The organism is Ruegeria sp. D7 (genome assembly GCF_056534355.1).
This window is the reverse complement of sequence record NZ_JBQFPG010000001.1, coordinates 441,309-466,925: the sequence shown is the minus strand read 5'-3', so window position 1 is coordinate 466,925 and position 25,617 is coordinate 441,309. Positions and strand designations below refer to the sequence as shown.

Here is a 25,617-nt window from a genome sequence, read left to right as displayed (position 1 = left end):
TGTTTAGGGGTCGGTGAATGCAGAGGCAATCACCCGCGTCAATTTGCTTAAAAAATAAGCATATGATGATTTTACGGGCTTGAATGCTCCCGTTTTATTGTTCATATGCCGCAATTTCGATATCAAATGCGCAACTGCTCAAGGATTAAGCACATTGGCCCTGCGTCTTGCTGAAAAGGATCTGACCCCTCCGGTGCTGTTGGCGCCAATGGCCGGAATCACCGACCGGCCTTTTAGGGACCTTGTGATGCGCTTCGGCGCGGGCATGGTTGTCAGCGAAATGGTTGCCAGCCAAGAGATGGTGCAGGCCAAACCAGGCGTACGTGAACGGGCCGAGCTGTCGGCGGATCTGGAAAACACCGCTGTGCAACTGGCCGGACGCGAGGCGCATTGGATGGCCGAGGCCGCCCGGCAAGTCGCTGACCGGGGCGCGCGCGTGATCGATATCAATATGGGTTGCCCAGCCAAGAAGGTAACCAACGGCTATTCCGGTTCGGCTTTGTTGAAAACTCCGGACCATGCACTGACGCTGATCGAGGCCGTTGTGGGTGCAGTTGATTTGCCTGTTACGCTGAAAACGCGGCTAGGCTGGGATGACAATCTGCTGAACGCGCCGGATGTGGCGCGGCGTGCGCAGGACGCAGGCATCCGGATGGTGACCATCCATGGGCGTACGCGCTGTCAATTCTATAAAGGCCGGGCAGATTGGCGGGCGATCCGGGCGGTGAAAGAAGCCGTCTCGATCCCAGTCATCGCAAACGGTGACATCGTCGATACCGAGGCCGCGCAAATCGCGCTGAATCAGTCCGGGGCCGATGGCGTCATGGTAGGTCGGGGGGCGCAGGGCAAGCCCTGGCTGCTGGCGCAGATTTGCCATGATCTCTATGGCGCTGCTTCTCCAACCATTCCCACGGGCACTGAACTGATCGAGATGGTGCGTGGCCACTATCTGGCGATGCTGGAGTTTTACGGTACCGATCTGGGCCTGCGCGTCGCACGCAAACATCTCGGTTGGTACATGGATGAGGCCGGAACACCCGCCACCTTGCGGCGGGCTGTCCTGACATCCCGCGACACCGATGAGGTGTTACGTCTTATAACAGATGCGCTGAGTGGCACGGCGGAGGCAGCAGCATGACCTCGGACCAGAGCATCTGGACCTCGCTTCCGGTTCCGGCGTTCATTATCGATGCCGAAGATCGGATATCGGACGTCAACTCCTCGGGTGAGGGGTTTCTGAACGCCTCCCGCAAGGCAGTGATTGGACACCCGGTCTGGGATCAACTCGCGGTTGACGCGCCGTTGGAAGCGGCGTTTCTGCGCGCGCGTCAACAAGGTACACCGCTGTTCGTGAACGATGTGGACGTTGGGTCGGGCAATCGCGCGCCGCTGCAATGTGCGCTGCAAATCGCGCCGCTGATGGGGCATCCCGGTTCAATGATCATGATCATCTCGCCGCGCGAACTGGCCGGTCGGATGACCCGTGGCAACACTGTGAAATCGGCAGCGCAGTCTGCGATTGGCATGGCCGAGATGCTGGCGCATGAGATCAAGAACCCTTTGGCAGGGATCACCGGTGCGGCGCAATTGCTCAGCATGAATATTTCGCAGCAAGATCTTGAGCTCACTGACCTTATCGTTGAGGAAAGCCGCCGCATTGTGAAGTTGTTGGAGCAAGTAGAACAGTTCGGCAACCTGTCTCAACCCGATTTCAAACCGGTCAATATCCACGATGTACTGGATCGTGCGCGCCGGTCAGCGCTGTTGGGTTTTGGCGCGCATATGACGATTATCGAGGATTACGACCCCTCGCTGCCCTTGGCCTATGGGGACCCGGATCAGTTCCTGCAGGTGGTTCTGAACTTGCTCAAAAACGCTTCTGAAGCTGCTGATGGCAACGGTACAATCCGGCTGCGTACCTATTTTGAGCATTCATTCCGACTGCGGCGCAGTGACGGTTCGGGTCATTCGCTGCCTCTGCAGATCGAGATTATTGATGATGGGCCGGGCCTGCCGGAAAATATTCGCAGTGATATTTTCGACCCCTTCGTGTCAGGCAAGGAGAACGGCACCGGGCTTGGGCTGGCGCTGGTCAGCAAGATCGTTTCCGACCACGACGGCTGGATTTCGGCTGAATCTGTGCCCGGACGCACTAGTTTTCGACTGTCCCTGCGGCGTGCACCGAACGACGCGTATGAAAAGGAGAGCATCTGATGGATGGCACAGTTCTGGTTGCCGATGACGACCGCACGATCCGCACGGTTCTGACACAGGCCCTGACGCGGGCGGGGTGCAAGGTTCACGCGACATCTTCGCTGACCACGCTGATGCGCTGGGTGGCCGAAGGCAAGGGCGACGTTGTGATCTCGGATGTGGTAATGCCGGATGGAAACGGGTTGGAGATGCTGCCAAAGATCGCGCAGGACCGTCCCGGTTTGCCGGTCATCGTGATCTCGGCCCAGAACACCATCATGACAGCCATTCAGGCGGCTGAGGCGGAAGCTTACGATTATCTGCCAAAGCCTTTCGATTTGCCCGATCTGATGAAGCGCACCGCGAGGGCGCTGGATCAAAAGCAGCGGGTACAGGCTGAGCCGGTGATGGCCAGCGAAGACCGACCTGATGAACTGCCGCTTGTCGGGCGCACCCCGGTGATGCAGGCGCTTTATCGTCTGGTCGCTCGGGTGATGAACACGGATCTGTCTGTGATGATTTCTGGTGAAAGTGGGACGGGTAAATCTCTGATAGCACGCGCTATTCACGATTTCTCTGACCGAAGGACACTGCCCTTTGTCACCGTGACTGCTGCCGATCTGAGCGATTTGGAAGGCCCGGCACGGGTTATGGCGCGCGTACGTGGTGGTACGCTGCTGATCGATGAAATTGCCGATATTGATGATGAGATTCAGGCCCGTATCGTGCGCATGATGGACACGCCGGGCGATCACGTGCCGCGTTTCATGGCCACAAGTCAATCAGATCTGACCGACGCGATGGAAAGTGGTCGCGTACGACAAGATCTCTATTACCGTCTCTGCGGTGCGACGATCCACGTGCCTGCGTTGCGCGAGCGGGTTGATGATATCACCTTGCTGACCGATCACTTTCTGGCGCGGGAGGAGCGGGAAAGCGGCGCGCAGCGTCGCCTCAGCCCCGAAGCGGTCGAGTTGGTGCGCCGGTATTCCTGGCCCGGCAATGTCCGACAGCTTGAAAATGCGATCCGGCGTCTTGGTCTAACCAGCCGTTCTGATGAAATCTCGCGCACCGAAGTAGAGATGGTGCTGGGTAGCCAGCCCGAGGCCGAACCAGTTCTGGGTGATGGCGAGCGTGAGAAGCTGTCATCTTCGGTTGGTCGTCACCTGCGCCGGTATTTTGATCTGCACGGAAACATCCTGCCGCCTCCCGGCCTCTATCAACGTATTCTACGCGAGGTCGAGGCACCGTTAATCGAAATCGCGCTGGATGCGACTGGTGGAAATCAGGCAAAATGTGCTGATCTCCTGGGGATTAACCGGAATACGCTGCGGAAAAAGATTACTGACCTCGATATTCAGGTGACACGCCGTCGCAAACTGATGTAATATCGCCACACAAACAGTGGCATTCGGGTTCGACCCCGAGAACGACCACGATATATGGCGGTAAGCCGCGCAAGCGGCACATCAGAATGAGGGCAGACGGTGGCAACCCGGGCACAGAACGGGCCGATCCTATCGATCAACCGGTGGCGCAAGTCCCGGAGGATGCGCAATTTCAGTACATTGGGATTGGTTATGCTGGGCCCGGTTCTGGCGCTTGCAACCTATCTCGTCATTGGCCCTTTTGATCTTGGCGCGGCGGCACCGACACTGCGGCTGATTTTGTTGGCTGATCTGGTCTACGTGCTGGTCGTAGCTGCGCTGGTGTTGGGCCAATTGTTCAGTCTGATCGCCGCGCGTCGCGCAAAATCTGCGGGCTCCCGTCTTCACCTGCGCCTGATCGGCGCTTTCACGCTGTTGGCTCTGGTACCGACGGTCACGGTGGCGATTTTCGCCGGGCTGACGGTGAATATCGGCCTTGAAGGTTGGTTCTCGGACCGTGTGCGGCAGGTGGTTGGGTCGTCACTGACTGCGGCCGAAGCTTACGAACAGGAACACCGCGAGGGCCTGACGCAGGATGCGGTTGTTCTGGCGCGTTTCCTCGATAACGCGCGATCGTTGGATTATTTTGTCTCAGACGCCGAATTGCGAGAGGTTCTGGCCCAGGGGCAGGCCCAGATACAACGCGGTTTGCGCGAGGCCTATGTGATCGATGGCAGCGCCGAAATCCGATCGCGCGGTGATCGGTCCTACCTGTTCGACTACGAGGCACCAACTCCCGAAGAGATGATCGAGGCCAATGATCAGGGCGTGGCCATCATTGCCGATTGGGAGAACAGCGAATTCCGCGCGCTTGTTCCTTTGCATGCCTATCTTGACCGGTATCTTTATGTCAGTCGCGAGGTTGATGGGCAGCTTCTGACCCTGCTTGATGAAACCAAAGAGACAGCACAGTTCTACAGCCAATTGGAAAGTGAGCGGGGCAGGGTCCTGTTCGAATTCGGCCTTCTTTATCTCGGCTTTGCTGTGATCCTGATTCTGGCCGCGATGTCGCTGGGCATGTGGTTCGCCGAACGTCTTTCTCGCCCTGTTGGACGGCTGACAACGGCGGCGCAGCGCGTTGGTGCTGGTGATCTGAGTGTTCAGGTCATCGAAGAGGCCAGCGATGACGAAATCGCGATGCTGGGCCGCTACTTCAACCAGATGACTCGTCAGTTGAAGGGGCAGCGCGACACGCTGTTGGAAAACACTCGCCATATCGAACGTCGAAGGCGGCTATTTGATTCAGTTCTAAGCTCGGTGACATCCGGTGTCGTTGGCGTTGATTCAGAGGGCTGTGTGACCTTCGTGAACCGATCCGCGGAACGTCTTCTGGGCTGGTCTGGTGGAGAGCAGAACCTGGCTATCGGTATCGCTGTTCCCGAATTTTTGCCTTTGTTCGAAGCCCTTAAGGACAGCGGGCAAGAGGCGGTCCAGGGGGAGATCAAGGTAACCCGCAAAGGCCGGTTGGAGAACTTACTGGTACGCATGGCGACGCGGCGTGGCGAGGATGGAAGGCTGGAAGGCTACGTTGTGGCCTTTGATGACGTGACCGATCTGGTAAGCGCGCAGCGCATGGCGGCCTGGGGCGATGTGGCCCGTCGCATTGCGCATGAGATCAAGAATCCGCTGACACCGATCCAACTGAGCGCCGAGCGGATCAAGCGCAAATTCTCGCGCAAGCTGGACGAGGACGATTGCGATAGCCTGGAATCGATGACCGACGTGATCGTGAGGCAGACCAATGATCTGCGGCGGATTGTTGATGAGTTCTCGAAATTCGCACGCATGCCCGAACCGGAACGGCGCGAAGAGAATATCGTGACGCTAGTGCGTGAGGCGGTTCTGTTGCAGCAGGCGGGTCAGCCTGATGTTCAGATCGATGCGGATTTACCTGAACAGCCCATTTTGGCGGATGTGGATTCGACCATGTTGAGCCAAGCGTTGACGAACCTGATCAAGAACGCGGGCGAGGCTATTGAAACGCTGAAAGAAAAAGGCGCACCGGACAATCTGAAACCTCAGATCAAAGTCGTAGTCTCCACTGACGATGCAGGAACGCAGATCACCATTGCGGACAATGGCATCGGTCTGCCCGAGGACAGGGCACGGCTGTTCGAACCTTATGTGACTACGCGTGACGAAGGCACAGGCCTTGGCCTGCCCATCGTAAAGAAGATCATCGAAGAACATGGCGGAGCGCTGACATTGGAAGACGCGCCCACATTCGACGGACAGGACCATTTCGGCGCAATGGCTGTCATTCGTCTACCCGGGGCCTCAGGCGGCCCGACAAATGCGCCGGAAAAACAGGCGATTAAAACAAACAAACTGAAAGCAGGCCAAAGATGAGCGACATTCTGATCGTAGATGACGAACGCGATATTCGCGAATTGGTGTCCGACATTCTGGAGGACGAAGGCTATTCCACCCGGTTGGCGGCAAACTCGGACGAGTGCATGTCGTCGATCAATGCTGAACCTCCGGGATTGTTAATCCTGGATATCTGGCTGAAAGACAGCCGTATGGACGGGATCGATATCCTGAAAGCTGTAAAACGGGACAACCCGGATGTGCCGGTGGTGATCATTTCGGGCCACGGTAATATCGAAATTGCGGTGGCCGCGATCAAACAGGGGGCATACGACTTTATCGAAAAGCCCTTTAATATTGACCAGTTGATGGTTGTGATCCGTCGCGCGATGGAAACCTCGCGCCTGCGTCGCGAGAATGCCTCGCTGAAACGGCAGGAAGTCAGCTGTTCAGACATGATTGGCAATTCTGCGTCGTTCCGAGCGATGCAGGGGCAGTTGGACAAGGTAACAAAGTCGAATGGCCGGGTTATGCTCAGCGGGCCGGCTGGGTCGGGCAAGGAAATTGCCGCGCGCTATATCCATGCCCATTCCAACCGGGCGAATGCCCCATTTGTGACGGTCAATTGTGCGGGGATTGAACCTGAGAGGGTTGAAGAGGTTCTTTTCGGACGAGAATCGTCTGAGCGCGGAATCGAGTCAGGCCTGCTGGAAGAGGCGCATGGCGGCGTTGTCTACTTCGACGAAGTCGCTGACATGCCGCTGGGGACGCAGTCCAAGATTCTTCGCGTGTTGGTTGATCAGCAATTCCAGCGTGTTGGTGGCTCTGACAAGGTGCGGGTTGATCTGCGGGTCATCTCCTCGACCAACCGCGATCTGGAAGAAGAGATCGCCGCCGAACGGTTCCGCGAAGAACTGTATCACCGGCTGAATGTGGTGCCGATTGCGGTTCCCTCGCTGGAGGAACGGCGAGAGGACATCCCGGTTCTGGCGCAACACTTCATCGAGATGTGCAACGATACACAGGGTCTGCCGATGCGCGAGCTGTCGGATGAGGCTATTGCTTTGCTACAAACGATGACATGGCCGGGCAATGTGCGTCAGCTGAAGAACCTGATCGAGCGGGTGCTGATCCTAGGCGACAGCACTGGCCCGATCGAGGCCCGCGAGTTGCCCAACGAAGAAGAGAAATCCGACGAGTCCGGGCGCGTGGTACTGTCTGGCGCACTGGCGACGCTGCCGCTGCGTGAGGCGCGCGAAGCGTTCGAGCGTGAATATTTGCTGACCCAGATCAATCGGTTTGGTGGCAACATAAGCCGCACGGCCAGTTTTGTCGGCATGGAGCGCAGCGCCTTGCACCGCAAGCTCAAGTCGCTGGGCGTCGTGACCTCGAACAAATCCGGTGCGCGGGTGGCTCAAATTGACGAGCCCGAACCAGCCGAGTGATTGCTGCGCCGAATAAAAAGACCGCAGCCGTTTCCATCGGTTTTCCCGCCTTTGGTAAACGGTTGAAGCGGTTGCGGCGGTCGGTTGGACTTAAGCAATCCGCCCTCGCAGATCTGATTGAAGTCGACCAAACCACGATTTCCCGGTGGGAAAACGGGGGTCAAACGCCATCGCCGCATATTCAACAGTCCGTTTTTGCGGCGTTGGGGCCGGTTCGGGTGCAGGATTCTGCGCTGAAACGTCTGGTCGTTCATTCGGCAGAGTGCTTGCACCTTGTCGAAGAGGCCAGCCATACCTGCCTTGCTTATTCGGGCAGCCGGGCGCGGGATTGGAAGACCTCACAGCGCGCCTTGCTGGGCGTTTCGCTTTGGCAATTTGCAACGGATGAGATCAGGCAAGCCGAAGCAGAACTGCAGAAAGATGGCTGGTGGGATTTGCATTCGCCTTCACCCAAAGCGTTTCTGACTTCCGAGGCTGTGCACGATCAAATCAGGATCAGCGCCGGGCAAATCGTGTGGGAGCGGTTGTATCTGGGTGATGGTACTCCGGTCCGTCTGGTCAGCGGGCGGCGCGAAGTCACCGCATAATTTATGTGTTCCGCTGACAGGTTAGGCGCGATAGACCGGCTGCATGAGTGACTCTTTTCGCACATTTTTGCAGGTCATGCTGATCTGGTTTGCTGGCCTCGGTGCGGCAACCCAATTTGCAAAGATTGCCGTACCATTTTCTGATGTGGGGCTGTTGTACCCGGACAATGCTGCCGTGATCGGCTGGTTGCTGTCCATTATCAGTCTAATGGGGGCTGCCTTGGGCGCGATATCCGGAGCGATCACAGCGCGTATTGGGCCAAATCGTCTATTGCTATTAGGGCTTGTGCTCGGCGGCGCGTTATCTTTGCTGCAAGCAAGCTTGCCGGTTTTTCAACTGATGCTGCTCAGCCGGGTGATCGAGGGGCTGTCCCATCTTGCGATTGTGGTGGCGGCACCGACGCTGATTGCTCAGATCACATCCGGTCGGGCGAGGTATAATTCCATGGTGCTGTGGAGTACATTCTTTGGCGTTGCATTCGCATTAAACGCTTGGGTTGGGCTGCCCATCGTCGATCGTTTGGGACTGCCCACATACTTTGCCATGCACGGGGGTCTGATGCTGCTGATCGCCGCGCTGATCGCGCTTAGCAATCTGAAAACCGACATGGGCCAGACGGAGAGTACCGGGTGGGGACTCTTCGCCTTCCTTGATGTGCATATCAGGACCTACCGCTCACCCTTTATTTCGGCCCCGGCAATTGGCTGGTTCTTTTACACGCTGACATTTGTTTCGCTGTTAGCGATCCTGCCGGGGCGTTTACCCGAAGGGCAGGGCGCATCGATTGCGGCACTTATGCCCCTGGCAGGGATTGTACTGTCATGGCTGCTGGTGCCCTTGCTGTTGACCGTCCTGTCCTGCGTCAGCGTCGTCAATCTGGGCTTTATGCTGGGGATCGCGACGATCATCGCATTGTTTCTGGGGGCGCCCCTTACGTTCGGATGTATCGCCTTGTTTGCCGTGCTCGGGCTTGTACAGGGCGGCAGCTTCGCCGCAGTGCCAGAGTTAAACGGTACCACCGAAGCCCAAGCTCTGAGTTATGGTGCGATGGCGCAGATGGGCAATGCCGGAAACCTGCTTGGAACCCCGGTATTGCTGGCGATATTGCTGGGCGTCGATGAGGCTGGCATGTTTGTAGCCGTCGCCGCGTTCTATAGCATCGCGATCATAGCGCATCTGCTGCTGGCGCGGCGTCGCAAATCAACCGGCTTGTCCCGGAGTGATGATCTGAAATGACCCGTCGTCGAATTTCACGAAACAGGACGCGCTGTTCAGCGGTGGGAGCGTCGTGGTGCGCGTGGGCGTGACCCGCGATTTGACACCTTGTTTGCAAGGCGGAAGGCTGACCGGGCGATAGCCCTTTTGGGCCATGCACTGCGCCTCGACCTTGTTTCTCAGCCCCTGATTCACGTCGACGGTATAGACCCGCCCAGGCTCCCACCATCCGGGGTTGCGATAGCAGCGTCCTCGGCCATCGCAATAGGTGCGCCCGGGCCAATAGACTGGCGGGCTCTGCCGGACCTGATTGGCGACAGGGGCGTCCTTTAGCGCCTGCACCTGGCAGTTCGTGGTCTCGGTCTGCATCCGCGAGACGCTCTCACCTTCGCGATAATACAAAGAAAGCGGACCACAGGCGGACAGCGTCAGCAGGCAAATCAGAGCAGGCAGAATGGTTTTCATATGCTTACTTTGGCGCAGCTTAGGAGGCATGACAATTCAATTGACCGCTTTGGGGGCATCTGTCATTCAAAGATTTCAGGCAGAAAGGCCAAGAGCATGAAGGTCATCATATGCGGTGCCGGTCAAGTCGGCTGGCAGATTGCGCGTCACCTTTCGGGCGAACTGAACGATGTGACGGTGGTCGACAACAATCCCGATCTGGTACGTCGCGCGACCGAGACGCTGGACGTGCAGGGGATCGCGGGGTTCGCCAGTTATCCGGATGTGCTGGATCGTGCAGGTGCCCGCGACGCCGACATGATCATCGCCGCGACCCATTCGGATGAGGTGAATATGGTCACCTGCCAGATGGCGCATTCGGTTTTTTCGATCCAGCGCAAGATCGCGCGTTTGCGGTCGAAATCCTATCTTGAAGCAATCCATTCCGATCTCTACCGCCGCGATCATCTGCCCATTGATGTAGTGATCAGCCCGGAACGCGAAGTTGCCGCCGCAGCGATGCGCCGTCTTTCGGCGCCTTCTGCTTTCGATACTGAGATATTCATGGATGGAAAGGCTCAGCTGCTGGGCATTCGAGTCGAGGAAGACTGCCCAATCGTCAACACACCGCTGCGACAATTGACCGACCTGTTTTCCACGCTCAGCTCGATTGTGGTTGGTGTGCGCCGCGAAGGGACGCTGTTTGCACCGGAATCCGAGGACCAGCTGTTTGTAGGCGACGAATGCTACGTCTTTACCAGCGTCAAGGACGTTGAACGTACGATGGAGGTGTTCGGCAAGGCCCAGCGTAAGCAAGATCGTGTGGTGATCGTCGGCGGCGGTAATGTCGGGTTGGAAGTGGCCCGCACACTAGAAGAGCGCGAAAGCCGGGTGCGTGCCAAGATTATCGAGCGTGACCGCAAATGCGCCGAAATCGCCGCCGAAGCATTGGAGCGGACCATTGTTCTGAACGGCGACGGCCTAGATTCATCTTTGCTGAGCGAAGCAGGGATTGAGCGCGCCGACGCGATGTTGGCGGTCACGGATGACGATCGCACCAACATGCTGGCCGCGGTACGCGCCAAGGGAGAGGGTTGTCCACTGGCCATCGCCCTGATCAACGACCCCAGCATGGTCGCTTTGATGGGGCCGCTGGGGATTGACGCATATATCAACCCGCGCGCCACCACTGTCAGTTCGATCCTGCGTCACATTCGGCACGGGCGCGTGCGTCAGGTGTATTCCATTGGTGATGCCGAGGCCGAGGTAATCGAGGCCGAAGTGCTATCAACCTCGCCCATGGCTGGACAAAAACTGCGCGACATCGATTTCCCAGAAGGCGTTCTGGTCGGCGCAGTACGCAAAGGTGACGAGGTTCTGCGCCCGACCGGCAGCCTGCGCATCGACGAGAAAGACGTGGTGGCGATCTTTGCAATGGCCAAAGACGTGCCCGAGGTTGAGCGTCTGATGCAGGTTTCAATCGATTTCTTCTGATGTTGCAAGCACGCGGACAGCAACGGATCGGAGTATTGCGGCGATTGCCGCTGCTGCTGATGATCTGGGGTATCGTGTCGCTGGCAATGTGGATACCCGCAGTTTATGCGCTGGCGCTGGATGATCACGCCACCTCACGGTCATTCTTCTATTCCGGATTGCTGGGTGTTTTTGCGGTGTCGATCATAGCTCTGGCCATGTCGAACCGACGACCACGGCGGGGAACGCTTGGTCAATTGGCGGTTCTGCTGGCCGCCTTTACCGTACTGCCGATATTTCTTGCTATTCCGTTTCATGATGCGCTGGGGACAACCAGCTTCCTGAACGCCTATTTCGATATGGTCAGCGCGCTGACCACAACCGGCGCTGATCTGTTCCCCGATCCCGCACGCCTTTCGGCGCCGTTGCACTTATGGCGCGCGTTGGTCGGTTGGATGGGCGGATTGCTGATGTGGATCTCGGCGGCCGCGATTCTGGCGCCCTTGTCGTTGGGCGGTTTCGAAGTCACAGCCCGGGGGCAACCGGGGCGTCCCGTCTCGGGCGTGGCACAGAGCGAGAAGTCCGATCCACGCGGCCATCTGATCCGCGTGTCGCGCACATTGGCACCCGTCTATGCGGGTTTGACAGCTGTGATCTGGATCCTGCTGTTGATCGCAGGTGAGCAAGGGCTTACTGCCGTGAGCCACGCGATGTCAGTGATTGCGACGTCCGGCATATCACCTGTCGGCGGATTGGAAGGATCGACCGCAGGAATCACTGGCGAGGCGATCCTGTTCTTGTTCCTGTTCTTTGCCCTGTCGCGGCTGACCTTTTCGACCGATACGGCGACCTCAGGGTATTCGCGGCTGGACAAAGACCCAGAATTTCGGATTGGCATCTTCATCGTGCTGGCGGTCGCTGTGCTGCTGTTCATCCGGTTTTTGGCTGGAACGGCCGAACTGAACATTGCCGTCGAAGTGCGGCAAGCACTTGGCGTTTTTTGGGGGTTCATGTTTACGGCGATGTCGTTTCTGACCACGGCCGGATTTGAAAGCGCCAACTGGAACGACGCGCAGCAATTGTCGGGCTTGAGCACACCGGGCCTGATCCTGATGGGGCTAGCCCTTGTCGGAGGAGGCGTGGCGACGACTGCGGGTGGGGTAAAGCTGTTGCGGGTTTTTGCGCTCTATCTGAATGGCAAGCGCGAGATTGACCGACTGATCTATCCTTCTTCGGTCAGCGGAGAGGGTGGCGGCAACCGCCGCATTCAAAGCGACGGTGCCTTCATCGCCTGGATCTTCCTGATGATGTTCGCCCTGACGTTGGCCTTGTTCGATTTGTTGCTGGCCGTCATGGGCGTAGGTTTTGAACAGGCCATGTTGCTCAGCGTTGCCGCTCTCAGCACCACGGGGCCGTTGATAGAATTGGCAACGGATGTGCCCATACGTCTGATTGATCTTTCCAGCGGGGCCAAGTTGACGGTCTGCGCGGCGATGGTGATCGGGCGGTTGGAAACTCTGGCGATCGTGGCACTGATTACGCCAACGCTGTGGCGCGATTGACCCTGCGTCAGGCACCTGGTGTTACTGCCTGATTTTTCATCTGGAATATCTGTGCGCGGCACTCCATACTCTGCCGGAGGGAGCGCGTTGGTCCGCAGCGCGTAGCAAGAACAATGGCGAGATAACAAAATATGGCTTCGGACAGACAGAATCTGCAGGACGCGTTCCTGAACAATGTACGGAAAGCAAAGGTCCCGGTCACAATATTCCTGATCAACGGTGTGAAATTGCAGGGTGTAATCACCTGGTTCGACAACTTCTGCGTGCTGCTGCGCCGCGACGGACAGTCGCAGTTGGTGTACAAGCATGCGATTTCGACCATCATGCCGTCACAGCCGATCAACCTTTATGAGGGCGAAGACGCCTCTTGATGGAACATGAGAGGGCGCGCACCCGGGCTTGGGTGCTGCATCCCGAAATCAAATCAGATGAACAGCGCCGTGTCCCCGAACCAGCGCTGGAAGAGGCGGTGGCACTAGCTGCCGCTTTGCCCGATCTGGATGTGGTCGGTTCCGAAATAGTGCGCCTACCGCGCGCGCAGGCTGGTTTTCTGTTCGGCAGCGGCAAGATCGAGGAACTGGCCGAACGCGTCCACGACAATGAGATCGAGCTGGTTCTGATCGACGGGCCAGTAACTCCGGTTCAGCAGCGCAATCTGGAAAAGGCGTGGAAGGTCAAAATCCTCGACCGGACCGGTTTGATTCTGGAAATATTCAGCGACCGTGCGCGTACCCGTGAAGGTGTGCTGCAAGTTGAGATGGCCGCGCTTAGCTATCAGCGTACGCGACTGGTTCGGGCCTGGACTCACCTGGAACGTCAGCGCGGTGGCCTTGGGTTTGTGGGTGGTCCCGGTGAAACTCAGATCGAGGCCGACCGGCGTGCTATTGATGAACAACTGGTCCGCCTGCGCCGACAATTGCAAAAAGTGGTGAAGACCCGCACCCTACACCGCGCAGCGCGCGCGAAGGTTCCATACCCGATTGTTGCACTTGTTGGCTATACAAACGCCGGGAAATCCACGCTGTTCAACAGCCTAACCGGGGCCGAGGTGATGGCAAAAGACATGCTGTTCGCCACGTTGGACCCAACTATGCGACGGGTTGAGCTGCCGGATGGCCCCGAGGTGATCCTGTCCGATACCGTGGGTTTCATCTCGAACCTGCCCACGGAACTGGTTGCGGCCTTCCGCGCCACGCTGGAAGAGGTTCTGGGGGCTGATCTGGTCGTGCATGTCCGCGATATCAGCCACGAAGAAACCGAGGCACAGGCACGGGATGTTGAGGCGATCCTGAACTCTTTGGGTGTTGAGGACAGTCGCCCCCGGTTGGAGGTTTGGAACAAGATCGATCTGCTGAGCCCGGAAGACCGCGAAGCCGCGCTTGCCCGGGCCGAGCGTGATCCGGCGATCTTTGCCATATCGGCCGTAACGGGCGAAGGTGTTGATCCGCTGCTGTCTGAAATCGCCACGATCCTGCAGGGCGCGCGGCATGAGACTATCCTGAAACTGGGCTTTGCCGATGGTGACAAACGCGCGTGGCTCTATCGTCAGGATGTGGTCAGGTCTGAAGATCAGACCGAAGAGGGGTTCGAGATCACGGTGCTCTGGACTGACAAGCAGGCGTCCCGCTTCGCGGCGTTCTAGGTACCGTCTATCTGGCGCTGGTAATCCTCTGCATCGAACCACCCAAGCGATGATAGCACCTTGTTGTCCTTTGAAAGCTCCCACTCTTCCCAGCCGCGTGTAACGACACGGTTGCCGGTCTCGGCGTGATGGCCTTCGAGGGTCCAGACAAAAATGACATGCCCTCCGGCCCAACGCATCATATCGCAACGCACCTCAAGATCGGGGAATTCTGCATAGAACCCGCGGGCCATTTCGGCGATTTCGGCATGGCCACGCAGGGGCTCACCGCGATTAATGCTGATCTGACCTTCGGGGGCGAAAAAACTGGCGACCAAGTCGGGATCGCCCGAGCTCCAGGCGATGGCATAATCGCGTGCGAGATTGTTTAAGGTGTCTCGAAAGCTGCCCATGCATTTTCCCCCTTCGTGCAATGCGACGGCCAGACGAGTTTAGGCGATAACGAAGGGGTGCGCCACGCGAGGTTCAAAAAGGGGCGGGGATTTGCCGATCAGATCAGCGCGGGTTCAGGACAGTCACACCAACCGCCGCTGCACGGGCAAGCCCGATATCCAGCGACATGGGGATGTATTCTCCGCGCCGCCATAGTTGGGCCTGATCGTCATAATAGCGAGATAGGAAATGGCCTGACTGGCCAGTTGCGGTGATGAAAACCGAACTATCGGGGTCCGCAAAATCGTAGACGCCACGATAACCTGCGCCATGCACATTCTGGAACGGGTCCGGTCCTTCGCCTGACGTGCGCCCGCGCAGCAGTGTGTTATCGCCACCGCTGGTGGATTGGCGAATGTTGACGAAAAACCGCAGCACCGGAACCTGGCCCAGCGCAGGGTGGTCCTGGGTGGCCTGATGCGCATCGCCCCAGCGTAAAGATTCGAGTGCGGGGCCATAGCGTTCGGAAATCCAAATGATCGCGTCATCCAGGGCCAGTCGTGCCATGTCGGTGCAGTTTTCGACGGGAGCGCTCTGAACCACGTCGCACCAGACCGAGGCACCGTCGATATCGCGATACACCCGTTCGATAAACAGCGGCTCGACATGCTTGTATTCGGCAGCCAGCGGACCAAGTTCGTCCGAGATCAGGCGGATTTGCAGCGCGCGCAACCATGCGGCGTAGATCAGGGGTTCCGGCAGATGCTCGTTCATCTCACCGTTCCAGTTGGCCAGCAGATCCAGCGCGATCTGACGCTGCCGTTCGGGCGTGCCATCGGGTGCCGACTCACCGGTAAACCAGAGGTCGGCGCCGATCAGAGGAAGCAGTGATCGCGCTGTAAAGCTAACCGTGTCCAACTGCGCTTCGATAAAACTGTCACGCGTATGTACCTCGCGCGATTGCATCAGGCGTTCCCAGCGATTGACCCGCTGGGTGTCGCCCCACTCGTACGACACATGGCGCGGGAAGGGCCGGTCGATAATCTTGTTGTTGGTGTTACCCAGAACTCCGCCGACCGGGGCCACGAATTCAGGATTGTCTGAATAGGGCAGGCGGCCCTGCCAACGGTTCCGTTCCAGCCAGCCGGGGGTGGGAATACGGCCTCGGCTTTGATTGTTCAGATCGCGCCGGGGCATAGCGCCGACCAGTTTCATGCCGATCGTGTCTTTATCGACAAGCGACAAGTTTTGCGAAGGGGCAATATAGTCCTCGGCCGCGTCGATGGCGTCTCGAACTGAATCGGCATTCATCAGCGCCAAAGAGGCGCTCATGGATGTATCGCGGGGGCTTAGCGCGCTCCACGACAGAGACGCGACATGGCCCGGTGGTGTGATGGTTTCCAGATCATAATGCGTGCCCGGCAGAACCGGGCCATTCTCGGTCCAGCGCAGGGTCAGGGTAATTGGGGCGGCGTCTTTGATCTCGATAATCGAAGGGCGGGTCTGAAAGCGTTTGTAGCCGTCTGGGGTAAGGTATTCTTCGCGATTTTCGGGGTTCAGTTGTTCGATGTGAACGTCCTGATCGTCCAGATAGGAGGAGGTAAGGCCCCAGCCCAAGCGCTCACTCCGTCCGGCTGAGATTGCCGGTACGCCTGGAACGGTTGCACCGATAACGCCGCCTTTGGCCAGTTCCAGCCGCGCCAGATACCAGATACCCGGGGCGGTGAGGCCCAGATGCGGATCGTTTGCCAGCAACGTGCCACCGCTGGCCGAGCGGGACGGCGCGGCGGTCCACGCGTTTGACGCACCTGCCAGCCCGCGCTGCGGGAAAGGCGACAGCGGCGTGTCGGGCATCGGGGTGCCTTGGGCATAGCGCGGAAGGTCTGGAAACAGATCAGCATACTCGGGCAGCGCGGCAATACCGGGACCGGGGACGTCGGGCAGAATGTCGGCCAGCCGTGCGGGATTATCCAGCATCAGCGATGTGCGTGCGCGCAACACTTCATCAGCAAGATGGCCGGAAAGCTGCAGGCTCATCAGCTTGATAATCGCTACGCTGTCGCCCGGCTGCCATGGGGGAACGGGGGCGTTGAACAGGAACATCTCGGGGGCGCCACGTCCAAGCGCCTGTTCGTTGATCTCGGTAAGCCGGGCGTTGATCCCTGCGGAATAAGCGCGAAGCGCGGCCTTGGTATAGTCGTCCTGAAACTCGACTGACCGATGGGCGAGTCCGTAAAGATCGAAACGGCGAAGTAATTTGTCGATGGCTACCGTGCGCTGGCCGAACACTTCGGACAAGCGGCCCTGTGCGGTCCGACGCAGGATGGTCATCTGCCACAGCCTGTCTTGTGCATGGGCATAGCCCAGACCAAAGAACACGTCCGGGTCGGACTGGCCCAGTATATGCGGCACATTTGCAGTGTCGCGAACGATCTCGACAGGGGCAGTTATTCCTTCAACTTCAAGGGTTTGATTGTATTCAGGCAGGGATTGGCTGGCCAGAAAGTAGACCAACCCCACAGCAGCGATTGCCAGCAGGATCAGGCCTGTCGTAAGTCTCACCAGCCAGCGAAAAACCAGGCCCATTTGTCCCCCGAGAATTCTATGCGGTCATTTGCGCCAAGGTTACTGGAACCTCCGCCCGACCGAAAGAGGAATGCCACTGGAATTTGTGGAAAACCGCGAAAACTCGGAGCCCCGCCACAAGATGTAGCGGGGCTCGTCAGAGGGGGGAGGGTGGTATCTTGAGTCTTAGGGGATGATGCGCGTATATTTGGTGCCTTCGACCGTCGCGCCGAACTTCAGACCCGCTTGTCCAAAGACTGCGGCCAGCACGGGTTTGCGCAACTGAGTGGTGTCGGTCGATAAGGATTCTCCGGTCGCGTCGACGACGTATCCGATATCTGCACCGGCCGTCCAACCGCTGGAGCGGCGGAAATCGTTCAATGCCTCTTCGGTCATAAAGAACAGAACATGCGCATATTGCTGTGCGCCGATCTGCAGACCCGCAGTACCGGAGATGGCGGAATAATAGTCGACCGTCGCGCCCTGAATACGCAGTGCACCCTGACCATAGGCGCCACCAAAGATAAATCCGGCATCTGTAATCAGTGGCATGACCAACATTCCGTTGGCCTTGTTGGCAATCTCAACGGTGTTGGGATACTTGCTGTACATCTCGTTCAGTGTCGCGTCGACACGCGCGTCGAGTGTGACGGCGTTGGAGTTGCCAACGCCGTTGCCGCAAGCGGCGGTCAGCGTCAGTCCGGCCATGCCAAAAGCAAAACCGCGACGGCTAAGTCGGGGGGAGTTTGAACTGCTCATGTTTCTCTGTCTCTGTGTATGTGCCTGATATGTCGGGTGTTCCCGATCTTGTCTGCAAGAATACGCCGATTGCACCGGCCTGTCACGGGAAAGCTGTGCTGCGCACGCAGCAAATCGGCGAAAAATTGCGACAATCTGAGGTGTTAGCCCTGCAGGATGCGCGCGGCTTCGGGTGCAAAATAGGTCAGGATGCCGTCACAGCCTGCGCGCTTGAAGGCCAGCAGGCTTTCCAGCATCACCTTTTCGCCGTCGATCCAACCGTTTTGTGCAGCGGCTTGGATCATCGCGTATTCGCCAGACACCTGATAGGCATAGGTCGGCGCACCGAAGCTGTCTTTGACCCGTCGGCAGATATCCAAGTATGGCATCCCCGGTTTGATCATGACCATATCTGCACCCTCGGTCAGATCACGCTCGATCAGACGCAGGGCCTCGTCCGAGTTGGCAGGGTCCATCTGATAGGTCTTCTTGTCACCGGTCAGAGCGCCCGATGCCCCAACGGCGTCGCGGAAAGGGCCGTAGAAAGCGCTGGCATATTTGGCGGCATAACTCAGGATCATGACATTCTGGTGACCCGCCGACTCAAGTGCGCTGCGCATGGCGCCGATACGGCCATCCATCATGTCGGACGGGCCGATGATGTCAGCTCCGGCTTGGGCCTGCGCCAGCGTCATTTTCACCAGCGCCTCAACAGTCTGGTCATTCACAATCTCGCCATCGACCACATAGCCGTCATGGCCGTTGATGTTGTAGGGGTCCAGGGCCACATCCGTCATCACCGCGATTTCGGGCGCAGCGGTCTTGATCGCACGAATGGCGCGGTTGGACAGGTTGTCGGGGTTCCAGGCCTCGGCACAATCCTCGGTTTTCAGGCTCGGATCGGTGTATGGGAAAATACATATTGCAGGAATGCCAAGGGCTTGCGCTTCAACCGCGGCTTTGGCGATCAGGTCGACCGAGCGTCGCACGACCCCGGGCATCGACGGGACGGGGTCTTCGATATTTTCACCGTCGCGCACAAAAATAGGCCAGATAAAGTCATTCACGGTCAAGGTGTTCTCGCGCACCAGACCCCGGATCGCCTCGGATTGGCGGGCCCGGCGGAAACGGGTCCGGGGATATGGGGCGATAGTCGGTTTCATGGCGCACTCTCCTTGAACAATTGCGCATTGGGTGGCATGAATTCCCGGTGGTCTCAAGGGTAACAATGGACGCATCGCTGCGATGACGGTCCCTGCGGACGTTGAACAAAGGGCAGACGCTTGGACATTTACTCGTCGATTTTCGAACTCATCGATATGCGGAGCTTCTCAAATCTGTGGTATTGGATCGGCTTGGCCGCCCTTTGGTCATCTGCAAGCCATTGGACCATGGGAGTGCCCTATGATCTGGTGATGCGCGCCCGTCGTGTGGGTGGTCAAGCGGAACAGGACCTTTTGGATATCGCGCGGATCAACTCGAACAGAGTGTTGTACATCGTTGAAGCCTCGGGTCTGGTATTGATGGCAATTTGCTGTTTTGTTTTGACTGGCCTTGCGACGTTGGGTTTCTTCTACGACGTGGAATTTGCACAGGCCGTATTCCTCCTTCTGCTCCCGATGTGTTTTGTAATGATGATCAGTATTGCGGCAGCGCGTCGATTACAGACTCAAGAAGCGACCGTAGAAAATGTTTCCAAAACGCTGACGCGAAGTCGAACCTTTACTCAGATCATCGGTATGTTCTCGATCTTGATCACTGCGTTCTGGGGAATGTATCAGAACATTTCGATTGGTGTCCTGGGTTAGTAGTCCCTGAAAGGCAAGGTAATGACGGCTCCGAACCACGTAACAGTCGGCGGCGGCCCCGAGGGGTTTGATGCACAGCTTGTGCTGAATGAGATCGCGCGCTCGGGCGGTCCAGTCTGTCATATCGCCCGCGATGACAAACGGATGGAGGCGATGCGGGCAGCGTTGGCATTCTTTGCCCCGGACATGCCCGTATTTGTATTCCCCGGATGGGACTGCTTGCCCTATGATCGGGTGTCGCCCAACGCCGACATTTCTGCTGCCCGCGTGGCAACATTGGCTGCTTTGGTGCATCAGATTCCGCAGCGGTTCGTGCTGCTTACCACGCTCAATGCCGCGACCCAACGGGTACCCGCGCGTGCAGTGTTGCGAGAGGCCGCATTCACCGCTCGCGTAGATCAGCGCATAGACGAAGATGCCCTTCGCAACTTTCTGGTGCGGATGGGCTTTACCCAAAGCCCCACGGTGATGGAGCCCGGAGACTACGCTATCCGAGGCGGTATCATCGACATCTTCCCACCCGGTGAGAGCGGTCCCGTGCGGCTGGACTTGTTCGGGGATGTTCTGGATGGTGCACGCCGGTTTGATCCTGTCTCGCAGCGAACGACTGAAAAACTTGATGTGGTCGAGCTTGCCCCGGTGTCCGAGGTCATACTGGACGAAGCCGCCATCACCCGATTCCGTCAGAACTATCGCATCGAATTCGGCGCCGCGGGTACGGATGATCCCTTATACGAAGCTGTCAGCGCAGGTCGCAAGCATCAGGGGATCGAGCATTGGTTGCCGTTTTTCCATGAAAAACTGGAAACGCTGTTCGACTATCTTCCAGGGGCCTCAATCTCGCTTGACGATCAGGTCACGCCTGCTCGGCTGGCGCGCTGGGATACGATTGCGGATCAGTATGAGACGCGAAAGCTCGCTTTGGAAAACCACTCGCGCATGGATACGGTTTATAAACCGACGCCTCCCGGTCTGCTCTATATGGACGATGCTGCATGGGCAGATGCAGTGGGCGATCGTCGCGTTTTGCAGTTCAGCCCGCTGCCGCAGGCGAGTGGTCCGGGCGTGGTCGATGCAGGCGGACGGATCGGGCGCAACTTTGCACCCGAACGTCAGCAGGAAAGCATCAGCCTGTTTGGCGCTCTGGCGGCGCATATCACCGAAAAGATGGACAAGGGGCCGGTCCTCATTGCCTCTTACTCCGAAGGCGCTCGTGAACGACTGACCGGCTTGATCGAAGATGAAGGCCTGGCCGAGGCAATCCCGGTGACCGACGGAACCCGGGTTGGAAAGCGCGGCCTGCATCTTGCGGTTTGGGCATTGGAACACGGGTTTGAAGCGCCCAATCTGACCGTGATCTCGGAACAGGACGTTCTGGGCGACCGTCTGATCCGCCAACCCAAGAAACGCCGCAAGGCCGAGAACTTCCTGACTGAAACGCAGTCGCTATCGCCCGGTGATCTGGTGGTGCATGTTGACCACGGGATCGGGCGGTATCAGGGGATGGAGGTCGTTACGGCTGCTGGGGCCGCCCATGAATGCCTGCTGCTGGAATATGCTGAACAGTCCAAACTCTACCTGCCGGTCGAAAACATCGAACTGCTTTCGAAATATGGCCATGACGAAGGGCTGCTTGATCGCTTGGGTGGTGGCGCTTGGCAGGCCAAGAAGGCCAAGCTGAAAGAGCGCATCCGCGAAATGGCGGACAAGCTGATCCGCATCGCCGCCGAACGAGCCCTGCGGAAAGCTCCTGTCATGGACCCACCGCCGCATGCATGGGAAGAGTTCAGCGCGCGTTTCCCATATCAGGAGACCGACGATCAGTTGCGCGCGATTTCCGAGGTGATGGAAGACATGCATTCCGGCGCGCCGATGGATCGTCTGATCTGCGGCGATGTAGGCTTTGGCAAGACCGAGGTCGCCATGCGCGCAGCCTTTGTCGCCGCGATGTCGGGCGTACAGGTTGCCATTGTGGCACCGACCACGTTGCTCGCGCGGCAACACGCGGCGTCCTTCAAGGATCGCTTCCGGGGTTTCCCACTTGAAGTCCGACAACTGTCGCGCTTTGTCTCGGCCAAAGAGGCGCAGCAAACCCGCGATGGGTTGGCGCGAGGCACGGTGGATATCGTGATCGGCACCCATGCGCTGTTGGCCAAAGGGATACGGTTCAATAATCTGGGTCTGCTGATCATCGACGAGGAACAGCATTTCGGCGTGGGCCACAAGGAACGGCTGAAACAACTGCGCTCGGACGTGCACGTCCTGACCCTGACAGCGACACCGATCCCACGAACTCTGCAACTGTCCCTAACAGGCGTGCGTGATCTGTCGATCATAGGCACGCCCCCCATCGACCGGCTTGCGATCCGCACCTATGTTAGCGAATTCGACGCGGTAACAATCCGTGAGGCGCTGCTGCGCGAGCATTATCGTGGCGGGCAGAGCTTCTATGTGGTGCCGCGCATCTCTGACCTGCCTGAGATCGAGGAATTCCTGAAAGAGCAGTTGCCTGAGTTGTCCTACGTGGTCGCACACGGGCAGATGGCTGCGGGTGAGCTTGATGACCGCATGAACGCGTTTTACGACGGTAAATACGACGTTCTGCTGGCCACGACGATCGTAGAAAGCGGGCTGGATATCCCGACTGCCAACACGATGGTCGTGCATCGGGCGGATATGTTTGGCCTAGCGCAGCTCTATCAGATCCGGGGGCGGGTGGGGCGCTCAAAAACCCGCGCCTATGCCTATCTGACCACCAAACCGCGCCAGCGCCTGACGGCGACGGCTGAGAAACGGCTGCGGGTTCTGGGCTCGCTGGATACGCTCGGGGCCGGGTTCACACTGGCATCGCAAGATCTCGACATTCGTGGTGCGGGCAACCTGCTGGGTGAGGAACAGTCCGGCCAGATGCGTGATGTGGGCTACGAACTCTACCAATCGATGCTGGAAGAGGCGATTGCCAAGATCAAAGCCGGCGAGATGGAGGGGCTATCGGATGCCGATGACCAATGGGCGCCGCAGATCAATCTGGGTGTCCCGGTTCTGATCCCCGAGGATTATGTGCCCGATCTGGACGTGCGTCTGGGCCTCTACCGCCGCCTGTCGTCACTGTCGACGAAAGTGGAACTGGAAGGATTCGCTGCCGAGTTGATCGACCGCTTCGGCAGCCTGCCGAAAGAGGTGAATACCCTGATGCTTGTCGTGCGCATTAAGGCGATGTGCAAACGTGCCGGGATCGCCAAGCTGGACGGCGGGCCAAAGGGCGCAACGATACAGTTCCACAATGATAAATTCGCCTCACCCGAGGGGTTGGTCGAGTTCATTCAGAACCAACGCGGGCTGGCCAAGGTCAAGGACAACAAGATCGTTGTGCGGCGCGACTGGAAGAAGGACAGCGACAAGATCAAAGGTGCGTTTGCCATCGCCCGTGATCTGGCCGAAAAGGTCGTGGCTGTGAAGAAAAAGGCGAAAGCCTAGTCCCCCGTCACAAAAGTGCAGATTTGCCAGTCGCCCGTATCGGATTTAACAAACGCAGCGCGGTAGCCAACCATCGATGTCAGAAAATCGCTGAGTAAGTAGCCCGATGTCCCATCGGTTAGTCTGATTTTCTGGTATTCCCCATCAGGTTGATAGTCAGGGACGATCACGATTTCATGACTGATCAGCGCGAGGATGGGCGCGCCACGAGACGGTGCCTGACGCAGTGTGATGCTTTCGCCCGAAACATAGAAGGCGGTGAAAGGGTCTACTGTAGCGGGAAGAATGATCCGCCAATAGTGCGGCATCCAGAATTCACCCTGATCGTCAAAATATCCCGGTTGGGAAACTGTTTGCTGCAATTGCGACCAATAAAAATCACGTAGCTCCGCAGCCTCGTCCTGAAATTCTTCACCAAGCGTTTCCGGAGGCACAGTCAAGTTGGTGCGAAACTCTTCCGGTCCACCTGCTGTGCCGTGACTGAGATAGATGTCGGGACAAGCGGCGGCGACAACTGCATCGGTATCGCGTGCCTCGATTTTCGCCAGCAAGTCAGCTCGGAATGCGACCAGTGATGGATTTTGACCTGCCTCGTCGATAGGTGGAAAGGTCTGGCGCTGTGCCAGCGCTGGACTGGCAAGCAGCAAGCCTGCCACCAAAAGGAATAGCTTCATTCCGCAGCCCTCATGGCGGCTTGGGCACAGAAGCACGACGCGCCGACGGTGCGGTCCGCGCGCGCCAAGGCAAGATCAAGGCGTTGCTTGATTTGGCGGATTTCTACTGTCTCGCCGCGTGCTTTCAGGCAATCATGCAAACCCTTCAAACTCCAGACATTGTCAGGGTGGATCGAGGCGCGGCTGAGCGTGCCACCCAAGCCTAGATCTTCACGATAGACTGCCTCGGCCTCGTTCACATGCCCTTGTTCGCACAACAACGCACCAAGCGCATGGCGTGTTGGTTGCATCCAACCCCATGGCTCGTCATAGGGCAGCGTGTCATCCAACTCGACCGAGCGGCGTAGATGTGCATAGGCAATCTCGTAGTTGCCTTTGCGATACTCGATTTCTCCGCGCAGCATTTCCGCTGCGATCTCCAGAAGGTCGATGACCCGATTGTTGTGCAGGCGGCGGGTCTCGGGCACGCAGGTTTTTGCGGCAAGGAACAACTGCTCTTCGGCCTCGGCTTGCGCCACCTCATCAGTGGCCGCATGGGCGATGGCGCGAGCATAATGTGTTGTTGCTGTCAAAGTGCGATAAAGGTCAGGGTCGTCTGGCAAATTCAGTGCCTTGGCCTCTTCCCAGCGGCCAAAGCGGATCAGGATATGCGGGCCCATGGACATGTAGCTTTCAAAATAATCCGCCATGGGCGGGCTTTCGATCCGAAGCATATCTTCGGGGGTGGTATCCCACAGGCCCTGATTGGCACGCAGGGCTGGTTCCATCTGACCGAGAAACAGAGCGCCATAGATGGTGAAGTGATAGTTGTGCTGACGATAGCCGGTATAAATGTTGAACGCGCCTTCACGCTCATAATATTTCAGATCGGCCTCGGTAGCCTTTTCGTTCCAGTAGGCAACGTTGTGATAGTGGCCGCACAGCACGTCGATATGGGTCGGCATATGCACCAGGTGACCGGCATCGGGTACGAGTGTACGCAGGATGTCTCCGGCCTGCAGCGCCTTTTCTGGCGTCGGCGACATCTCCATCAGGTGCACATATAGGTGAAGTAGACCGGGATGAGACATCGACGCCGGGTCATTGACCAAAGCGCTCTCCAAAGCGTCTTGCGCTTCAAGGGTCGCGGCACCCTCGGCCGGTTGGCCCGTTTTCAGGTCCCACATCTGCCACGGGGTGAGGTTCATCAGCGCCTCAACATGGATCGTGCGCAGGTCCAGATCATCAGGCTGTTCGGCAAATGCGGCGCGCATGGCATCCGCATAGTCATAGTCCCACTGGTGCATGTTTTCGATGGGGTCACGCTGAGGGTATCGGGCGGGTAGGGCGCGGATCAATGCTTGCTCAACCGCTGTGCACCCGTTGAGCAGCGACAGCGCCTTCTGTGTTGCATCATAGGCGATGGCCAGTGATTTGGCCCGGCCCTGATCGTCCCGCAATTCCCACGGCAGGTTATAGTTTGGGCCTGCTGCATAGGCGACGCCCCAATGGGCCATGGCGCAATCCGGGTCAATCTCGGCAGCTTTCTGAAAGCACGTGACCGCTTCGTCGTGGTTGTAGCCATACGTCCAGACCAATCCGCGATCGAACCAAAGCTGTGCTTCGGGTGATGCTGTGGTGACGGCACAGGAATACGTGCCCAGATCATAATAGTCGCTCATGGCGCCCCCTCCCCACGATTTGC

At 58.1% G+C, this 25,617-nt stretch carries 20 protein-coding genes; 13 read left to right on the top strand and 7 right to left on the bottom strand.

Features of this window, described 5'->3' with window-relative positions; all coding sequences use genetic code 11:
• The first annotated feature begins 154 nt into the window (after positions 1 to 154).
• From dusB to ACRZ9U_RS02280, 7 genes are all read left to right on the top strand, one after another.
• Positions 155 to 1,138 carry a tRNA dihydrouridine synthase DusB gene (dusB, locus tag ACRZ9U_RS02310; protein WP_480886979.1) on the top strand — a complete coding sequence of 328 codons (984 nt, stop codon included), beginning with the start codon at positions 155 to 157 and terminating at the stop codon, positions 1,136 to 1,138.
• Entirely contained in the window at positions 1,135 to 2,214 is a 1,080-nt protein-coding gene (locus tag ACRZ9U_RS02305) for an ATP-binding protein (protein ID WP_170406109.1), read from the top strand. The genes dusB and ACRZ9U_RS02305 overlap by 4 nt, the downstream gene beginning before the upstream one ends.
• Positions 2,214 to 3,581, top strand: a complete 1,368-nt coding sequence (locus tag ACRZ9U_RS02300; protein WP_170396851.1) for a sigma-54-dependent transcriptional regulator — start codon at positions 2,214 to 2,216, stop codon at positions 3,579 to 3,581. The genes ACRZ9U_RS02305 and ACRZ9U_RS02300 overlap by 1 nt, the downstream gene beginning before the upstream one ends.
• Positions 3,582 to 3,743: 162 nt before the next feature.
• Positions 3,744 to 5,969, top strand: a complete 2,226-nt coding sequence (locus ACRZ9U_RS02295) for a sensor histidine kinase NtrY-like (protein WP_480453723.1) — start codon at positions 3,744 to 3,746, stop codon at positions 5,967 to 5,969.
• A complete protein-coding gene (ntrX, locus tag ACRZ9U_RS02290) occupies positions 5,966 to 7,375 on the top strand; it encodes a nitrogen assimilation response regulator NtrX (RefSeq protein ID WP_170396856.1) in 1,410 nt (469 codons plus the stop codon). Before ACRZ9U_RS02295 ends, ntrX begins: the two co-directional genes overlap by 4 nt.
• The gene (locus tag ACRZ9U_RS02285; protein ID WP_480736069.1) at positions 7,372 to 7,962 is read left to right on the top strand and encodes a helix-turn-helix transcriptional regulator; all 591 of its coding nucleotides are present in this window, start codon (positions 7,372 to 7,374) and stop codon (positions 7,960 to 7,962) included. The genes ntrX and ACRZ9U_RS02285 overlap by 4 nt, the downstream gene beginning before the upstream one ends.
• A gap of 43 nt (positions 7,963 to 8,005) precedes the next feature.
• The gene (locus ACRZ9U_RS02280; protein ID WP_170406106.1) at positions 8,006 to 9,199 is read left to right on the top strand and encodes an MFS transporter; all 1,194 of its coding nucleotides are present in this window, start codon (positions 8,006 to 8,008) and stop codon (positions 9,197 to 9,199) included.
• Here the strand turns inward: ACRZ9U_RS02280 and ACRZ9U_RS02275 are convergent.
• Complete coding sequence (locus tag ACRZ9U_RS02275) at positions 9,164 to 9,643, bottom strand: hypothetical protein (RefSeq protein ID WP_170406102.1); 480 nt, start codon at positions 9,641 to 9,643, stop codon at positions 9,164 to 9,166. The two genes, ACRZ9U_RS02280 and ACRZ9U_RS02275, sit on opposite strands and share 36 nt — an antisense overlap.
• A gap of 96 nt (positions 9,644 to 9,739) precedes the next feature.
• On the opposite strand from ACRZ9U_RS02275, the gene trkA reads away from it, so the two are divergent.
• From trkA to hflX, 4 genes are all read left to right on the top strand, one after another.
• Positions 9,740 to 11,116, top strand: a complete 1,377-nt coding sequence (gene trkA, locus ACRZ9U_RS02270; protein ID WP_170396865.1) for a Trk system potassium transporter TrkA — start codon at positions 9,740 to 9,742, stop codon at positions 11,114 to 11,116.
• Positions 11,116 to 12,657 carry a TrkH family potassium uptake protein gene (locus ACRZ9U_RS02265; RefSeq protein ID WP_170396867.1) on the top strand — a complete coding sequence of 514 codons (1,542 nt, stop codon included), beginning with the start codon at positions 11,116 to 11,118 and terminating at the stop codon, positions 12,655 to 12,657. Before trkA ends, ACRZ9U_RS02265 begins: the two co-directional genes overlap by 1 nt.
• A gap of 131 nt (positions 12,658 to 12,788) precedes the next feature.
• Complete coding sequence (hfq, locus tag ACRZ9U_RS02260) at positions 12,789 to 13,028, top strand: RNA chaperone Hfq (RefSeq protein ID WP_005982826.1); 240 nt, start codon at positions 12,789 to 12,791, stop codon at positions 13,026 to 13,028.
• Entirely contained in the window at positions 13,028 to 14,299 is a 1,272-nt protein-coding gene (gene hflX, locus ACRZ9U_RS02255) for a GTPase HflX (protein ID WP_170406099.1), read from the top strand. The genes hfq and hflX overlap by 1 nt, the downstream gene beginning before the upstream one ends.
• Here hflX and ACRZ9U_RS02250 read toward each other — a convergent pair.
• The 4 genes from ACRZ9U_RS02250 to hemB all read right to left on the bottom strand — a co-directional run bounded on the left by ACRZ9U_RS02250 (position 14,296) and on the right by hemB (position 19,137).
• Complete coding sequence (locus tag ACRZ9U_RS02250; RefSeq protein ID WP_170406095.1) at positions 14,296 to 14,691, bottom strand: nuclear transport factor 2 family protein; 396 nt, start codon at positions 14,689 to 14,691, stop codon at positions 14,296 to 14,298. The two genes, hflX and ACRZ9U_RS02250, sit on opposite strands and share 4 nt — an antisense overlap.
• Positions 14,692 to 14,794: 103 nt before the next feature.
• Positions 14,795 to 17,257, bottom strand: a complete 2,463-nt coding sequence (locus ACRZ9U_RS02245) for a penicillin acylase family protein (RefSeq protein ID WP_170406092.1) — start codon at positions 17,255 to 17,257, stop codon at positions 14,795 to 14,797.
• A 165-nt stretch (positions 17,258 to 17,422) separates the two neighbouring features.
• A complete protein-coding gene (locus ACRZ9U_RS02240) occupies positions 17,423 to 17,995 on the bottom strand; it encodes a lipid-binding SYLF domain-containing protein (protein ID WP_170396874.1) in 573 nt (190 codons plus the stop codon).
• A 143-nt stretch (positions 17,996 to 18,138) separates the two neighbouring features.
• Positions 18,139 to 19,137, bottom strand: a complete 999-nt coding sequence (hemB, locus tag ACRZ9U_RS02235; RefSeq protein WP_170406090.1) for a porphobilinogen synthase — start codon at positions 19,135 to 19,137, stop codon at positions 18,139 to 18,141.
• A 120-nt stretch (positions 19,138 to 19,257) separates the two neighbouring features.
• Here hemB and ACRZ9U_RS02230 point away from each other — a divergent pair, with 120 nt between their 5' ends.
• Positions 19,258 to 19,782, top strand: a complete 525-nt coding sequence (locus ACRZ9U_RS02230) for a component of SufBCD complex (RefSeq protein WP_170406087.1) — start codon at positions 19,258 to 19,260, stop codon at positions 19,780 to 19,782.
• Positions 19,783 to 19,803: 21 nt separating this feature from the next.
• Positions 19,804 to 23,259, top strand: coding sequence for a transcription-repair coupling factor (gene mfd / locus ACRZ9U_RS02225; RefSeq protein ID WP_170406084.1), 3,456 nt, complete (start codon positions 19,804 to 19,806; stop codon positions 23,257 to 23,259).
• Here the strand turns inward: mfd and ACRZ9U_RS02220 are convergent.
• Both ACRZ9U_RS02220 and ACRZ9U_RS02215 read right to left on the bottom strand, forming a co-directional pair.
• A complete protein-coding gene (locus ACRZ9U_RS02220; RefSeq protein ID WP_170406081.1) occupies positions 23,256 to 23,933 on the bottom strand; it encodes an SH3 domain-containing protein in 678 nt (225 codons plus the stop codon). The genes mfd and ACRZ9U_RS02220 overlap by 4 nt on opposite strands.
• Entirely contained in the window at positions 23,930 to 25,594 is a 1,665-nt protein-coding gene (locus tag ACRZ9U_RS02215) for a hypothetical protein (protein ID WP_170406078.1), read from the bottom strand. Before ACRZ9U_RS02215 ends, ACRZ9U_RS02220 begins: the two co-directional genes overlap by 4 nt.
• Positions 25,595 to 25,617 lie beyond the last annotated feature (23 nt).

Coding starts and splice junctions, on each gene's coding strand:
- hflX (WP_170406099.1), top strand. CDS start 13,028: ATGGAACATGAGAGGGCGCGCACCCGGGCTTGGGTGCTGCATCCCGAA.
- trkA (WP_170396865.1), top strand. CDS start 9,740: ATGAAGGTCATCATATGCGGTGCCGGTCAAGTCGGCTGGCAGATTGCG.
- ACRZ9U_RS02245 (WP_170406092.1), bottom strand. CDS start 17,257: ATGGGCCTGGTTTTTCGCTGGCTGGTGAGACTTACGACAGGCCTGATC.
- ACRZ9U_RS02280 (WP_170406106.1), top strand. CDS start 8,006: ATGAGTGACTCTTTTCGCACATTTTTGCAGGTCATGCTGATCTGGTTT.
- ACRZ9U_RS02300 (WP_170396851.1), top strand. CDS start 2,214: ATGGATGGCACAGTTCTGGTTGCCGATGACGACCGCACGATCCGCACG.
- ntrX (WP_170396856.1), top strand. CDS start 5,966: ATGAGCGACATTCTGATCGTAGATGACGAACGCGATATTCGCGAATTG.
- ACRZ9U_RS02265 (WP_170396867.1), top strand. CDS start 11,116: ATGTTGCAAGCACGCGGACAGCAACGGATCGGAGTATTGCGGCGATTG.
- ACRZ9U_RS02220 (WP_170406081.1), bottom strand. CDS start 23,933: ATGAAGCTATTCCTTTTGGTGGCAGGCTTGCTGCTTGCCAGTCCAGCG.
- ACRZ9U_RS02215 (WP_170406078.1), bottom strand. CDS start 25,594: ATGAGCGACTATTATGATCTGGGCACGTATTCCTGTGCCGTCACCACA.
- ACRZ9U_RS02250 (WP_170406095.1), bottom strand. CDS start 14,691: ATGGGCAGCTTTCGAGACACCTTAAACAATCTCGCACGCGATTATGCC.
- ACRZ9U_RS02295 (WP_480453723.1), top strand. CDS start 3,744: ATGCGCAATTTCAGTACATTGGGATTGGTTATGCTGGGCCCGGTTCTG.
- hemB (WP_170406090.1), bottom strand. CDS start 19,137: ATGAAACCGACTATCGCCCCATATCCCCGGACCCGTTTCCGCCGGGCC.
- hfq (WP_005982826.1), top strand. CDS start 12,789: ATGGCTTCGGACAGACAGAATCTGCAGGACGCGTTCCTGAACAATGTA.
- mfd (WP_170406084.1), top strand. CDS start 19,804: ATGACGGCTCCGAACCACGTAACAGTCGGCGGCGGCCCCGAGGGGTTT.
- ACRZ9U_RS02275 (WP_170406102.1), bottom strand. CDS start 9,643: ATGAAAACCATTCTGCCTGCTCTGATTTGCCTGCTGACGCTGTCCGCC.
- ACRZ9U_RS02305 (WP_170406109.1), top strand. CDS start 1,135: ATGACCTCGGACCAGAGCATCTGGACCTCGCTTCCGGTTCCGGCGTTC.
- ACRZ9U_RS02240 (WP_170396874.1), bottom strand. CDS start 17,995: ATGAGCAGTTCAAACTCCCCCCGACTTAGCCGTCGCGGTTTTGCTTTT.